This is a genomic window from Streptomyces sp. NPDC104307 (assembly GCF_055584045.1).
Genome location: NZ_JBVJMU010000018.1, coordinates 1 through 14,266 on the forward strand (window position 1 = coordinate 1; position 14,266 = coordinate 14,266).

At 72.3% G+C, this 14,266-nt stretch carries 13 protein-coding genes; 8 read left to right on the forward strand and 5 right to left on the reverse strand.

Features of this window, described 5'->3' with window-relative positions:
* Positions 1-161 precede the first annotated feature (161 nt).
* Positions 162-1,145 carry a DeoR/GlpR family DNA-binding transcription regulator gene (locus tag ACZ601_RS32075; protein ID WP_469544586.1) on the reverse strand — a complete coding sequence of 328 codons (984 nt, stop codon included), beginning with the start codon at positions 1,143-1,145 and terminating at the stop codon, positions 162-164.
* Positions 1,146-1,342: 197 nt separating this feature from the next.
* Positions 1,343-2,782, reverse strand: a complete 1,440-nt coding sequence (locus tag ACZ601_RS32080; protein ID WP_440578112.1) for an NAD(P)H-quinone dehydrogenase — start codon at positions 2,780-2,782, stop codon at positions 1,343-1,345.
* Between the two features lie 250 nt (positions 2,783-3,032).
* Between ACZ601_RS32080 and ACZ601_RS32085 the strand changes: the two genes are divergently transcribed.
* The 3 genes from ACZ601_RS32085 to ACZ601_RS32095 all read left to right on the forward strand — a co-directional run bounded on the left by ACZ601_RS32085 (position 3,033) and on the right by ACZ601_RS32095 (position 6,138).
* Positions 3,033-3,470, forward strand: coding sequence for a gamma-glutamylcyclotransferase family protein (locus tag ACZ601_RS32085; RefSeq protein ID WP_024490113.1), 438 nt, complete (start codon positions 3,033-3,035; stop codon positions 3,468-3,470).
* 103 nt (positions 3,471-3,573) lie between these two features.
* Positions 3,574-4,398: a purine-nucleoside phosphorylase gene (locus tag ACZ601_RS32090; protein ID WP_073732485.1), complete on the forward strand. Its 825-nt coding sequence runs from the start codon at positions 3,574-3,576 to the stop codon at positions 4,396-4,398.
* Positions 4,399-4,497: 99 nt separating this feature from the next.
* Positions 4,498-6,138 carry a phospho-sugar mutase gene (locus ACZ601_RS32095; RefSeq protein ID WP_469544589.1) on the forward strand — a complete coding sequence of 547 codons (1,641 nt, stop codon included), beginning with the start codon at positions 4,498-4,500 and terminating at the stop codon, positions 6,136-6,138.
* Between the two features lie 69 nt (positions 6,139-6,207).
* Here the strand turns inward: ACZ601_RS32095 and ACZ601_RS32100 are convergent, their stop codons facing one another.
* Complete coding sequence (locus ACZ601_RS32100; protein ID WP_469544591.1) at positions 6,208-7,620, reverse strand: aminopeptidase P family protein; 1,413 nt, start codon at positions 7,618-7,620, stop codon at positions 6,208-6,210.
* Positions 7,621-7,811: 191 nt separating this feature from the next.
* On the opposite strand from ACZ601_RS32100, the gene ACZ601_RS32105 reads away from it, so the two are divergent.
* Positions 7,812-8,795: a LuxR family transcriptional regulator gene (locus tag ACZ601_RS32105; protein WP_469544593.1), complete on the forward strand. Its 984-nt coding sequence runs from the start codon at positions 7,812-7,814 to the stop codon at positions 8,793-8,795.
* A 30-nt stretch (positions 8,796-8,825) separates the two neighbouring features.
* Here the strand turns inward: ACZ601_RS32105 and ACZ601_RS32110 are convergent, their stop codons facing one another.
* Positions 8,826-9,464, reverse strand: coding sequence for a PH domain-containing protein (locus ACZ601_RS32110; protein ID WP_469544595.1), 639 nt, complete (start codon positions 9,462-9,464; stop codon positions 8,826-8,828).
* 146 nt (positions 9,465-9,610) lie between these two features.
* Here ACZ601_RS32110 and deoC point away from each other — a divergent pair, with 146 nt between their 5' ends.
* The 3 genes from deoC to ACZ601_RS32125 are packed head-to-tail and all read left to right on the forward strand — an operon-like array spanning position 9,611 to position 12,887.
* Positions 9,611-10,558 (forward strand): deoxyribose-phosphate aldolase, encoded by a 948-nt coding sequence (gene deoC, locus ACZ601_RS32115; protein WP_469544832.1) that lies wholly within the window; start codon positions 9,611-9,613, stop codon positions 10,556-10,558.
* A 6-nt stretch (positions 10,559-10,564) separates the two neighbouring features.
* Positions 10,565-12,001: an aldehyde dehydrogenase family protein gene (locus ACZ601_RS32120; protein WP_469544597.1), complete on the forward strand. Its 1,437-nt coding sequence runs from the start codon at positions 10,565-10,567 to the stop codon at positions 11,999-12,001.
* Positions 11,994-12,887: an aldehyde dehydrogenase family protein gene (locus ACZ601_RS32125; protein WP_469544599.1), complete on the forward strand. Its 894-nt coding sequence runs from the start codon at positions 11,994-11,996 to the stop codon at positions 12,885-12,887. The genes ACZ601_RS32120 and ACZ601_RS32125 overlap by 8 nt, the downstream gene beginning before the upstream one ends.
* A gap of 68 nt (positions 12,888-12,955) precedes the next feature.
* Here the strand turns inward: ACZ601_RS32125 and ACZ601_RS32130 are convergent, their stop codons facing one another.
* Complete coding sequence (locus ACZ601_RS32130; RefSeq protein ID WP_311303592.1) at positions 12,956-13,381, reverse strand: hypothetical protein; 426 nt, start codon at positions 13,379-13,381, stop codon at positions 12,956-12,958.
* 75 nt (positions 13,382-13,456) lie between these two features.
* On the opposite strand from ACZ601_RS32130, the gene ACZ601_RS32135 reads away from it, so the two are divergent.
* Positions 13,457-14,185 (forward strand): uridine kinase, encoded by a 729-nt coding sequence (locus tag ACZ601_RS32135; protein WP_469544602.1) that lies wholly within the window; start codon positions 13,457-13,459, stop codon positions 14,183-14,185.
* Positions 14,186-14,266 lie beyond the last annotated feature (81 nt).

Here is a 14,266-nt window from a genome sequence, read left to right on the forward strand (position 1 = left end):
CCCCCCCCCCCCCCCCCCCCCCCCCCCCCCCCCCCCCCCCCCCCCCCCCCCCCCCCCCCCCCCCCCCCCCCCCCCCCCCCCCCCCCCCCCCCCGGGCTCCGCCCCGGACCCCGCGCCTCAAACGCCGGCGAGGCTGGTTGCGCACCGCCGAGCCCGAACCGCTAGCGGCGTCGCAGGTCCGCCACCCTCGCCCGGTCCGACTGCCCCTGGCCCTGTCCTTGCCCCTGCTCCGACAGCACCGCGGCACCCCGCAAGGGCTGTGGCCCGCTCCCGTGCGTGCGCCGCTGCCCCGGGAGCGGCATGTCCCGGCGGTTGCCACGCCCGGACGAGCCCGGTTCGGAGGACGCCGGGGCCGGAGCACCCCCAGAACCCGCCACCGCGATCTGCACCCCCTGGTCGGCCAGGGCCTGCAGCTCCGCCGCTCCACGGTCGTCGTGCGCGGCCGGTTCGTCCGTCACGAGCCGGGTGATGAGGTCGGTCGGCACCGTCTGGAACATGGTGTCGGAGCCGAGCTTGGTGTGGTCGGCCAGGACCACCACCTCCCCGGCCGCCTGCACCAGCGCCCGGTCCACGCTCGCGGAGAGCATGTTGGACGTGGAGAGCCCGCGCTCGGCGGTGAGGCCGCTCCCGGAGAGGAACGCCCGCGACACCCGCAGCCCCTGGAGCGACTGCTCGGCCCCGCTGCCCACCAGGGCGTAGTTGGAACCGCGCAGGGTGCCGCCGGTCATCACCACCTCCACCCGGTTGGCATGGGCGAGCGCCTGGGCGACCAGCAGCGAGTTGGTGACCACGGTCAGGCCGGGGACCCGCGCGAGCCGGCGGGCCAGCTCCTGCGTGGTCGTACCGGCGCCGACCACGATGGCCTCGCCCTCTTCGACGAGACCGGCGGCCAAATCGGCGATGGCGGTCTTCTCCGCGGTGGCGAGATGGGATTTCTGCGGAAACCCGGACTCCCGCGTAAAACCGCCCGGCAAGACCGCACCGCCGTGCCGGCGGTCGAGGAGTCCTTCTGCCTCCAGTGCCCGCACGTCCCGCCGTACGGTCACTTCGGAGGTCTGGACGACGCGGGCGAGCTCACGGAGCGATACCGCCCCGTTGGCGCGCACCATTTCGAGGATCAATTGACGACGTTCTGCAGCGAACACGAAACTGACAGTAACGCGATCGCCGGAGAGTTCTCAGCAGTTTGCGCTGAATTGCAGAAGTTGTACATACAAAGGGCCGCCAAGTGGTATAGGCGGCCCTGTTGTTGTTCCCTACTGATCGCGGGTGGTCACAAGACCGCCCGAGTTGACGGGAGTTGCCGTGGAATGCCTGGACTGCCGGGGGTCCGGCAGTCCCCCTAGCCTTCGCCCGCCTGCTTACGGGTGTGCAACTGGCGGGCCACTTCCGCGATCGATCCCGACAGGGACGGATACACAGTGAAGGCGTTTGCGATCTGTTCCACCGTCAGATTGTTGTCGACGGCGATCGAGATGGGGTGGATCAGTTCGCTCGCCCGAGGTGCGACGACACAGCCACCGACCACGATGCCGGTGCCGGGGCGGCAGAATATTTTGACGAAGCCGTCCCGGATGCCCTGCATCTTGGCGCGCGGGTTGCGCAGCAGCGGCAGCTTGACGACCCGGGCGTCGATCCGGCCCGAGTCGACGTCGGACTGGCTGTAGCCGACCGTGGCGATCTCCGGGTCGGTGAAGACGTTCGAGGAGACCGTCTTCAGGTTCAGCGGCGTGACCGCGTCCCCGAGGAAGTGGTACATCGCGATCCGGCCCTGCATCGCGGCGACCGAGGCGAGCGCGAAGATCCCGGTGACGTCACCGGCCGCGTAGACCCCCGGCGCGCTGGTGCGGGAGACCTTGTCGGTCCAGATGTGGCCCGAGTCCTTGAGCCGGACCCCGGCCTCCTCCAGGCCCATGCCCGCGCTGTTCGGGATCGCGCCGACCGCCATCAGGCAGTGCGAGCCGGAGATGACCCGGCCGTCGGCCAGGGTGACCTCGACCCGGTCGCCGACGCGCTTGGCGGACTGCGCGCGGGAGCGGGCCATCACGTTCATGCCCCGGCGCCGGAACACGTCCTCCAGGACGGCGGCCGCGTCCGGGTCCTCGCCCGGCAGCACCCGGTCCCGGGACGAGACGAGCGTGACACGGGAGCCGAGTGCCTGGTAGGCGCCGGCGAACTCCGCGCCCGTGACACCCGAGCCGACGACGATGAGCTCCTCGGGGAGCTCGTCGAGGTCGTAGACCTGGGTCCAGTTCAGGATCCGCTCCCCGTCGGGAAGCGCGTCCGGGATCTCCCGGGGGTGGCCGCCGGTCGCGATCAGCACGGCGTCGGCGGTGAGGGTCTCCTCGGTGCCGTCGGCCGCGGTCACGACGACGCTGCGGGAGCCGTCGGCGGCCTGGAGGCCCTCCAGCCGGCCGCGTCCGCGCATCACCCGGGCCCCCGCACGGGTGACGGAGGCGGTGATGTCGTGGGACTGAGCGAGCGCGAGGCGCTTCACCCGTCGGTTGACCTTGCCGAGGTCGACGCCGACCACGCGCGCGGCCTGTTCTATGTGCGGCGTGTCGTCCGCGACGATGATGCCGAGCTCCTCGTACGAGGAGTCGAAGGTGGTCATCACCTCTGCCGTCGCGATCAGGGTCTTCGAGGGCACGCAGTCGGTGAGCACGGACGCGCCGCCGAGGCCGTCGCAGTCGACGACGGTCACCTCCGCGCCGAGCTGGGCACCCACCAATGCCGCCTCGTACCCGCCGGGTCCGCCGCCGATGATCACGATCCGGGTCACGAAAAGTCCGCCTCGCGTTTCTCGTCCCTCGGCCGTCTGCTGTCCCGGCCGGGGTCCGGGGGGTCGCCCCGGGGGAATGCAGTACGTACTTCATTGTCCCGCACGCGCCAAGGTGCTTCGCCCCGGGGCCCTCCATACGTGCACCGGACCCCTGGAGCCAGGGCGTGTCCACGGGCGGCGGACCCCCCGAGCGGGCGTCTTCCTCACCGGAATCGACCTCACCGGGGCCACCTCCCGTACCCTCGACCCCATGTCGCTCTACGCCGCATACGCCGGCAACCTCGACGCGCGGCTGATGACGCGCCGCGCACCGCACTCGCCGCTGCGCGGAACCGGCTGGCTGAACGGCTGGCGGCTGACGTTCGGCGGGGAGCAGATGGGCTGGGAGGGCGCGCTGGCCACGGTGGTCGAGGCGCCGCGCTCGCAGGTCTTCGTCGCCCTGTACGACCTGGCTCCGATGGACGAGGACTCCATGGACCGCTGGGAAGGCGTCGGCCTGGACATCTACCGGCGGATGCGGGTCCGGGTGCACACGCTGGACGGCGAGGAGCCGGCCTGGATGTACGTGCTGAACGGTTACGAGGGCGGGCTGCCCTCCGCCCGCTACCTCGGCGAGATCGCGGACGCCGCCGACTCGGCGGGCGCCCCGCACGACTATGTGATGGAACTCCGCAAGCGCCCCTGCTGACCCCTGCCGACCGGCCCTTCTGTGCGAAAGCACGAACGGATGCCGCGAGTCTCTGTACGGGAACATCTACGCGCGTAGGGAATCAGCGGTTACGCTCATCCGCGTGAACGCATCAGTTATTCCGGACCACATCCAGGGCGACCCGCGCGCCGCCGCCGACGACGCCGCCGCCCGCCTGCGCGAGCTGACCGGTGCCGAGACCCACGACGTCGCACTCGTGATGGGCTCCGGCTGGGCACCCGCGGGCGATGCGCTCGGCACCCCGGAGGCCGAGTTCCCGGTGACCGCCCTGCCGGGATTCCCGGCCCCCGCCGTCGAGGGCCACGGCGGCACGATCCGCTCGTACCTGATCGGTGAGAAGCGCGCCCTGGTCTTCCTGGGCCGCACGCACTTCTACGAGGGCCGGGGCGTCGCCGCCGTGGCGCACGGGGTGCGTACCGCCGTCGCGGCGGGCTGCAAGACCGTCGTGCTGACGAACGGCTGCGGCGGACTGCGCGAGGGCATGCGCCCCGGGCAGCCGGTCCTGATCAGCGACCACATCAACCTCACGGCGGCGTCGCCGATCATCGGCGCCAACTTCGTCGACCTGACCGACCTGTACTCGCCCCGGCTGCGGGCGCTGTGCAAGGAGGTCGACGAGACCCTCGAAGAGGGCGTGTACGTGCAGTTCCCCGGCCCGCACTACGAGACGCCCGCCGAGATCAACATGGTCCGGGTGATGGGCGGCGACCTGGTCGGCATGTCCACCGTGCTGGAGGCCATCGCCGCCCGGGAGGCGGGGGCGGAGGTCCTGGGCATCTCCCTGGTGACGAACCTGGCCGCCGGGCTGAGCGGGGAGCCGCTGAACCACGAAGAGGTGCTCCAGGCGGGCCGTGACTCCGCGACCCGGATGGGCTCGCTGCTGGCGCGCCTGCTGGACCGCATCTGACGGGCCCGTTCCCGGGGGCGCTGCCCCCGGGGCGGAGCCCGGTTGTGGCCTACCGCAGGCGCCCCACCCGCACCGCACCCACCCCGAAAGGCGGACACCGTGCAGCAGGACCTCATCGCGCGCGCCAGGACCTGGCTCGCCGAGGACCCGGACCCCGAGACCCGCGACGAGCTGGCCAAGCTCATCGAGACCGAGGACCTCGACGAACTCGCCGGCCGTTTCGCCGGCACCCTCCAGTTCGGCACCGCGGGCCTGCGCGGTGAGCTGGGGGCCGGTCCGATGCGGATGAACCGCGCCGTCGTCATCCGCGCCGCCGCCGGGCTCGCCGCGTACCTGAAGGCCCAGGGGCAGTCGGGCGGCCTGGTCGTCATCGGGTACGACGCCCGCTACAAGTCCACCGACTTCGCGCGCGACACCGCCGCCGTGATGACCGGCGCCGGGCTGCGGGCGGCGGTACTCCCCCGACCGCTCCCCACCCCCGTACTCGCCTACGCCATAAGGCATCTGGGCGCCGTCGCGGGCGTAGAGGTGACCGCGAGCCACAATCCGCCGCGCGACAACGGCTACAAGGTCTACCTGGGCGACGGCTCGCAGATCGTCCCCCCGGCGGACGGCGAGATCGCCGCCGCGATCGCCTCGGTCGGCCCGCTGGACACCGTGCCGCGCCCCGACGACGGCTGGCAGACCCTCGGCGACGAGGTGCTGGACGCCTATCTGGCCCGTACGGACGCCGTACTGGCCGACGGTTCGCCGCGCACGGCCCGCGTCGTCTACACGGCGATGCACGGCGTCGGCACCTCGGTCCTCACCGCGGCCTTCGACCGGGCGGGCTTCCCCGCCCCGGTCCTCGTCCCCGAACAGTCCGAGCCGGACCCCGCGTTCCCCACCGTCGCCTTCCCCAACCCGGAAGAGCCCGGCGCGATGGATCTCGCCTTCGCCACCGCACGCCGCTCGGACCCCGACCTCGTCATCGCCAACGACCCGGACGCCGACCGCTGCGCCGTCGCCGTCCCGGACCCGGCGGCCGACGGCGGCTGGCGGATGCTGCGCGGCGACGAGGTCGGCGCGCTGCTCGCCGCCCATCTCGTCCGCCGAGGGGTCACCGGCGTCTTCGCGGAGTCGATCGTGTCGTCGTCCCTCCTCGGCCGGATCGCCGAGAAGGCGGGCCTCGGCTACGAGGAGACGCTGACCGGCTTCAAGTGGATCGCCCGGGTGGACGGTCTGCGCTACGGCTACGAGGAGGCGCTCGGCTACTGCGTCGACCCGGACGGGGTCCGCGACAAGGACGGCATCACCGCCGCGCTGCTCGTCGCGGAACTCGCCTCCGTACTCAAGGAACAGGGCCGCACCCTGTCCGGCCTGCTGGACGACCTCGCGGTCGAGCACGGTCTGCACGCCACGGACCAGCTGTCGGTCCGGGTCGAGGACCTCTCCCTCATCGCGGACGCCATGCGCCGCCTGCGCGAGCAGCCCCCGGCCGCCCTCGCCGGACTCACCGTCACCTCGGCCGAGGACCTCTCCCACGGCACCGAACTGCTGCCGCCCACCGACGGACTCCGCTACCAGCTGGAGGGCGCCCGGGTCATCGTCCGCCCGAGCGGCACCGAGCCCAAGCTCAAGTGCTACCTGGAGGTCGTGGTGCCGGTCGCCTCGGCCGACGGACTCCCCGCGGCCCGCGCACGCGGCACGGAACTGCTCGACGGCATCAAGCGCGATCTGGCGGCCGCCGCCGGGATCTGAGGCGGCGAGAGCTACGCAGGGGCGGGAAGCCGAACGCTTCCCGCCCCTCCCCGTACTCCCCCGGTGCGTTCAGCCCGCGAACCGCGCCATCCAGGCCTCGACCTCGTCGGCCGAGCGGGGCAGGCCCGCCGAGAGGTTCTCGTGGCCGTCCTCCGTGACGACCAGGTCGTCCTCGATCCGGACGCCGATGCCGCGCCACTCCTCGGGCACGGTGAGGTCGTCCGGCTGGAAGTACAGGCCGGGCTCGACGGTGAGCACCATGCCGGGTTCCAGCGCGGCGTCCACGTAGGCCTCGTTGCGGGCGTGGGCGCAGTCGTGGACGTCCAGGCCGAGCATGTGACCGGTGCCCGCCATGGTGAAGCGGCGCTGGAGGCCGAGTTCGTACGCGCGCTCGGCCGGGCCCTCGATGAAGCCCCACTCGACCAGCCGGTCCGCGAGGTGGCGCTGGGACGCCTCGTGGAAGTCGCGGTAGGCGGCGCCCGGCTTCACGGCGGCCATGCCCGCCTCCTGGGCCTCGTACACCGCGTCGTAGACCTTGCGCTGGAGCGGCGTGAAGGTGCCGTTGATCGGGAGGGTGCGGGTGACGTCGGCGGTGTAGAGGGTGTGGGTCTCGACGCCGGCGTCGAGCAGGAGGAGCTCGCCGGGGCGTACCGGGCCGTCGTTGTCCGTCCAGTGCATGATCGTCGCGTGCTCGCCCGCCGCGCAGATCGAGCCGTAGCCGACGGCGTTGCCCTCAAGGCGGGCGCGGCGGAAGAAGGTGCCCTCGATCCAGCGCTCGGACGAGGCGACCGCGCGGGAGAGCTCACCGATCACGTCGGTGAATCCGCGCACGGTGGAGTCGACGGCCTTGCGGAGCTCGGTGATCTCCCAGGCGTCCTTGACGAGGCGGAGGTCGCTGAGGGCCTCCTCCAGTTCGTCGTCGCGCTCCTCTTCGGTGGTGACGGCGTCCTCAAGGGAGGGGTCGATGCCCCGGACGATCCGGGTCGGCGCGCCGGAGCCGGCGGCCAGGGTGTCGGCCGCGGTGCGGACGTCGCGGCAGGGCAGGCCGAGTACCCGCTCCGACTCCGCGAGCGAGCGGCGCCGGCCCATCCACAGCTCCGCCGTGGGGCCGGTCCAGAACTCGTCGTTGTCCCGGCTGTCGCGGGGCAGCTGGAAGCAGTAGGCGTCGTGGCCGCCGTCCGCGCGGGGTTCGAGGACGAGGGCGCCGTCGCGGACCCGGTCGCCGGTCATGTGCACGTAACCGGTGTAGGGGCGGAACGCGTAGCCGTCGTCGTTCGACCGGACCTTGAGGTTGCCCGACGGGATCACCAGGCGTTCGCCCGGGAAGCGGGCGGAGAGCGCGGCGCGTCGGCCGGCCGCGTACGGGGCCTGCTCGTCGGGCTGGAGGTCGTGCCGCTCGGTGTCCGCCCAGCCGGTCCGCATGAGCGCGGACAGTTCCTCGGATATGCCTGCGTAGAGACGGTTCTTCCGGCCTTTCGCCACGTCGTACACCTTCTTCTGGTGGGTTCCTCGGCGGCGAGGGGCGCGTGCCCCGCCGGGTGCGGCCCGGGGCGCCCTCGCTGCCGCCGGTCGGCGGCACCCGGACGGTATCCCGCGCCGCGCGCACCCGGGGCGAAGGAGTGCCAGTGGCACAGATCGGCCATACCTGGATGAGGGCGTTGGACAATGAGGGCATGACGAACGAGAGACTCCGTGCGGCGCTGCGGCTCCTGGGGCTCGGCCACCCGTCGGCCGACGTCTATCTGGCGCTGCTCGATCTGGCCCCCGCACCGCTGCCCGCCGTCGGGGCGGCGGCCGGACTGGCGGGGCCGGAGCTCGACACGGCGTACGGCGCGCTGGTGGACGCCGGTCTGGCCAGTGCGGCGGGGGACGGCGAGGACGTGGTGGCCCCGGTGCCGCCGGCCGCGGGCCTGGAGATCCTGGCCCGGCACCGGGCGAGCGAGGTCGAGGCATCACGGATCGCGGTGGGGGGCGCGTTCGACTCGTTCCGGCGGCAGCGGCTGGCGGCGTACAACGACCATCTCGTCGAGGTCGTCACCGGCGACGCCGTCGGCCCCAGGATCCGCCGGGCCTGGGCGAGCGCCCGCGAGCAGATCCGGCAGTTCGAGTCACCGCCGTACTTCCCGCTGCCGGGCGCCACGGACGACGCGCTGGCCACCCTGGCGCGCGGGGTGACGCAGCGCGTCGTCTACTCGCGGGAGTCGCTGGAGCACCCGGGCCATCTCAAGGACGTCATCGAACCGTGCGTCAACGCCGGTGAGCAGGCCCGGGTGCTGCCGTCCGTGCCGGTCAAGCTGGTGATCATCGACGACGCGTACGCGCTGGTGTCGCTGTCGATCAAGGAGGCCGACGTGCACAACACCATGCTGGTCGTGCAGCCGTGCGGACTGCTCTCCGCGCTCACGGCACTGTTCGAGCAGTCCTGGCAGAACGCCCTGCCCTTCCACGGCCGCACCACCCGCCCCGGCGGCCTGCCACCCGCCGACCGCCGCCTCCTGTGGCTCCTGGCGGGCGGCGCGAGCGACGAGACCCTCACCCGCGAACTGAGCATCAGCCGCCGCACCCTCTTCCGCCGCCTCCAGGTCCTGATGGCCCGCCTAGGCGCCGCGAACCGCTTCCAACTGGCCCTCCAGGCGCAGCGCAGCGGCTGGCTGTGAGCGGCCGGGCCACCCCGACCGGCAGGCCGCTCAGCCCGTCGCGCCCAGAATCACCAGCAGGATCGCGCCCACGGCTGCCGGGGCGATGACCTCGTACGCCCAGCGCACCGATGCGGTGACGTCGCCGGCTACGGGCTTGTCGCCCGCCCCTTCGGCCAGCTCCCGCAGGTCCACCACTGTCTGGTCGGCGCCCGCGGTCAGCGCCCTGGTGGCCTGGACGTCGGCGGTCACCGAGGTCCGGCCGTACGGGTCGTCCGTCGCCTGGCGGGTCTGGCGGCGGGCGGCCTTCTTGCGTTGCCGCAGCGAGACCGGGACGGCCCAGAGCTGGTACTTCGTGCCCTCCTGCGTGAACAGTTCGCTGGAGTAGCTCGCCCGCACGTTCGCGACGCCGGTCCACGGCAGCGTGATCGTGCGGAACGGGTTGCGGATCCGGATGCGCCGGTCGTTGGCGAAGACCACGGGGCGCAGGGTGAAGGCGATCACCAGAGGGACCACGGTGAGCAGCCCGGCCAGCGCCAGCCACGGCACCCGGCCCTCGCCCCGGACCGCGGCGTCCACGCCGATCCAGAGGATGAGCAGGAGCAGCAGGGCGCCCCCGACCAGCCCGGCGGGCGACCGGAAGGTCCGGTCGGCGTAGGTGGGCTCTGCGGGTGGCGTGGGGCTCGTCATGAGCCCGATTCTGCCTCAGAAGCTGCAAGCGATGCGGAGCGGCTTCCCTGCCACCCGGGTGCGCCGGGCCGTGGGGCGGGCGATACGCGAACGGGATGGGCCCCTGTACAGGCCGCTACGCGCGTAGATATGCTCATCTGGTGACCATGCCCACCACTGCTCCCGCATTCGCCGACGCCACGGCGTCCGACAGTGCGCTGCGCCGCTTCCTGCACGGGCTGCCCGGCGTCGACGCCGTCGGCCTCGAAGCGCGCGCCGCCTCGCTCGGAACCCGTTCGATCAAGACGACGGCCAAGGCGTACGCCATCGACCTCGCCATTTCGATGATCGACCTGACGACGCTGGAAGGCGCGGACACCCCGGGCAAGGTCCGGGCACTGGCCGCCAAGGCCGTCCATCCCGATCCCACCGACCGCACCTCGCCGCGCACCGCCGCCGTCTGCGTCTATCCGGACGTGGCGGCGACCGCCGTCGCCGCCCTGGCCGGTTCCGGCGTGAAGGTGGCGTCCGTCGCGACGGCCTTCCCGGCCGGCCGGGCCGCGCTCGACGTGAAGCTCGCGGACGTCCGTGACGCCGTGGCCGCCGGGGCCGACGAGATCGACATGGTGATCGACCGGGGCGCCTTCCTCTCCGGCCGGTACCTGAAGGTGTACGAGGAGATCCTCGCCGTGAAGGCCGAGTGCGGCTCGGCCCGGCTGAAGGTGATCTTCGAGACCGGCGAGCTGTCCACGTACGACAACATCCGGCGGGCCTCCTGGCTCGGGATGCTGGCCGGCGCGGACTTCATCAAGACGTCGACCGGCAAGGTCGGGGTCAACGCCACCCCCGCGAACACCCTGCTGATGCTGGAGGCGGTGCGCGACTTCCGGGCGCAGACCGGCGTCCAGATCGGCGTGAAGCCGGCCGGCGGCATCCGCACCTCCAAGGACGCGGTCAAGTTCCTGGTCCTGGTGAACGAGACGGCGGGCGAGGACTGGCTGGACAACCACTGGTTCCGCTTCGGCGCCTCCAGCCTGCTGAACGACCTGCTGATGCAGCGCCAGAAGCTCAGCACCGGCCGTTACTCCGGCCCCGATTACGTGACGGTGGACTGATACCCCATGGCATCCGCATTCGAGTACGCACCCGCCCCCGAGTCGCGCTCCGTCGTCGACATCGCCCCCTCGTACGGGCTGTTCATCGACGGTGAGTTCACCGACGCCGCCGACGGCAAGGCCTTCAAGACCGTCTCGCCGAGCAGCGAGGAGGTCCTCTCCGAGGTCGCCCGCGCGGGCGCGCAGGACGTGGACCGGGCCGTGAAGGCGGCCCGCAGGGCGTTCGAGAAGTGGTCGGCGCTGCCCGGCTCCGAGCGCGCCAAGTACCTGTTCCGGATCGCCCGGATCATCCAGGAGCGCTCACGCGAGCTCGCCGTCCTGGAGACCCTGGACAACGGCAAGCCGATCAAGGAGACCCGCGACGCGGACCTCCCGCTGGTCGCCGCGCACTTCTTCTACTACGCGGGCTGGGCCGACAAGCTGGACCACGCCGGCTACGGGGCGAATCCGCGTCCGCTCGGCGTGGCCGGGCAGATCATCCCCTGGAACTTCCCGCTCCTGATGCTCGCGTGGAAGATCGCCCCGGCGCTCGCCACCGGCAACACGGTGGTGCTGAAGCCTGCGGAGACGACCCCGCTCTCCGCGCTGTTCTTCGCCGACATCTGCCGCCAGGCCGGGCTGCCCAATGGCGTCGTCAACATCCTCACGGGCTACGGGGACGCGGGCCAGGCGCTCGTCGTGCACGGGGACGTCAACAAGATCGCCTTCACCGGCTCGACCGCCGTAGGCAAGGCCATCGCGCGCAGCCTCGCCGGTACCGACAAGCGGGCCACCCTGGAGCTGGGCGGCAAGGGCGCCAACATCGTTTTCGACGACGCGCCCATCGACCAGGCCGTCGAGGGCATCGTCACCGGCATCTTCTTCAACCAGGGCCAGGTCTGCTGCGCGGGCTCGCGGCTCCTCGTCCAGGAGTCGGTCCAGGACGAGGTGCTGGACGCCCTCAAGCGCCGGCTGACCACGCTGCGCCTGGGCGACCCGCTGGACAAGAACACCGACATCGGCGCGATCAACTCCGCGGAGCAGCTCGCCCGGATCACCGCGCTCGTCGAGACCGGCGAGGCCGAGGGCGCGGAGCGCTGGTCCGCCCCCTGCGAACTCCCCTCCTCCGGCTACTGGTTCGCGCCGACGCTGTTCACCGGCGTCACCCAGGCGCACACCGTCGCGCGCGACGAGATCTTCGGCCCGGTGCTGTCCGTGCTGTCGTTCCGCACGCCGGACGAGGCGGTCGCCAAGGCCAACAACAGCCAGTACGGCCTCTCGGCCGGCATCTGGACGGAGAAGGGCTCCCGCATCCTCGCGGTGGCGAACAAACTCCGGGCGGGCGTCGTCTGGGCCAACACGTTCAACAAGTTCGACCCGACCTCGCCGTTCGGCGGTTACAAGGAGTCGGGCTTCGGCCGCGAGGGCGGCCGTCACGGTCTGGAGGCCTACCTCGATGTCTGACGGGCGACTGAGCGTCTTCAAGACCTACAAGCTGTACGTCGGGGGCAAGTTCCCCCGCTCCGAGAGCGGCCGGGTGTACGAGGTGACCGACTCCAAGGGCAGGTGGCTGGCGAACGCGCCCCAGTCGTCCCGCAAGGACGCCCGCGACGCGGTCGTCGCCGCGCGCAAGGCGTTCGGCGGCTGGTCGGGCGCGACCGCGTACAACCGCGGCCAGGTCCTCTACCGCGTCGCGGAGATGCTGGAGGGCCGCCGGGAGCAGTTCGTCCGGGAGGTGGCGGAGGCCGAGGGGCTCTCCAAGTCCAAGGCCGCCGCCGTCGTGGACGCGGCGGTGGACAGGTGGGTCTGGTACGCGGGCTGGACGGACAAGATCGCCCAGGTGGCGGGCGGCGCGAACCCGGTCGCGGGCCCCTTCTTCAACCTCTCCACGCCCGAACCGACCGGTGTGGTCGCGGTCCTGGCCCCGCAGGAGTCCTCGTTCCTGGGCCTGGTCTCCGTGGTGGCCCCGGTGATCGCAGCGGGCAACACCGCGGTCGTCATCGCCTCCGCGGAGGCGCCGCTGCCCGCCCTGTCGCTGGGCGAGGTGCTGGCCACCTCCGACCTGCCGGGCGGAGTCGTCAACATCCTGTCCGGAAAGACGGCGGAGATCGCCGCGCCGCTCGCCTCCCACCAGGACGTGAACGGCATCGACCTCACGGGCGCCGACGCTGAGCTGGCGAAGGAGCTGGAGATCGCGGCTGCCGACAACCTGAAGCGCGTCGCCCGCCCGCCCGTGCCGGGCACCGACTGGTCAGCCGACCCCGGCACGCACCGGCTCACCGCGTTCCTGGAGATCAAGACGGTCTGGCACCCGACGGGCGCACTGGGCGTGTCCGGCTCCTCGTACTGACGGCTGAGATAACGACACACGGGCGTGGCCCGTCCCCCGGACTCCCCGGGGGACGGGCCACCTCCGGGTCAGCTGTGCAGCAGCCCCGTGACCTGCCCCACCACGGGCAGGTCCTTCAGCGCGCCCCCGCTGGTCAGCGGGTCTGTGACCAGGGCCGTGGAGACCGGCTTGAAGTCGGCGATCTGCGTCCCCACCGCGTTGTCCAGCGGGTCCGTACCGGTGCCGGCCAGCGGGTCGAGCCGCAGATGCGTGACGGGGGCGATGCTGTTGTCGAGCGCGGGGCCGAGCGCCCCGGTCAACGCCCCGCCGGCGGCGTCCGTGGCCGCACCCAGGCCGCTGCTGCCGCTGTCGCTGCCGGTCACCGGTGCGGCGGGCAGCGGCGCCGCCTGGGCCGCCGCACCCCCCGCGCCCAGTGCGGCTCCCACCGCGGTGACGGTCAGCCCCGCCCGCAGCAGAGCGCGGCGCGGGGACTTGGAAAGTGCGTGACGAGCCATGGATTTCCCACCTGATCGGGCCGATCGAACCATCGATCGAGTAATCGTCTGGGCGCACAGCGTAGTTGAGGTGTGATGCTCGATACCAACAAGACCTCCGGGGGGTCCCCTGTGCGGGTCAATGCCTCACACTCATGTCCTGTGAGTTCCCATGCGCATTCGACCCGCGTCGTCCTCCTTGCGGGCCCCTCCGGCTCCGGCAAGTCCTCCCTCGCCGCCCTCACCGGTCTTCCGGTGCTGCGGCTGGACGACTTCTACAAGGAGGCCGGCGACCCCACCCTGCCGCTCGTCCCCGGCAGTACGGACATCGACTGGGACTCCGCGCAGTCCTGGGACGCAGACGCGGCGGTCGCCGCGATCGCCGCGCTGTGCCGCACCGGCCGCACCGATGTGCCGCTGTACGACATCGCCACCAGCTCCCGGACCGGGCACGAGGTGCTCCACATCGAGCGCACCCCGCTCTTCGTGGCCGAGGGAATCTTCGCCGCCGACATCGTGGCGCGGTGCCGGGCGCTCGGGGTGCTCGCGGACGCCCTGTGCCTGCGCGGCCGTCCGTCGACGACGTTCCGCCGGCGACTGCTGCGGGATCTGCGCGAGGGCCGCAAGTCCGTGCCGTTCCTGCTGCGGCGGGGCTGGCGGCTGATGCGCTCCGAGCGGCGCATCGTGGCACGCCAGGCCGAACTGGGCGCGCACCCCTGCAACAAGCCCGAAGCCCTGGGCCGCCTGGCCGCAGCGGCAGCGGGCCGCTGCCGCACACCCGCGACGGCGACGGCGACCGCGAAACCAAGCCCCTCCGGCGATTGAGGAGCGGGGGTCCGGGGGCAGCGCCCCCGCAACGCACCGCAGGCCCGGACGCCCCCGCAACGCACCGCGGGGCCGGACAGG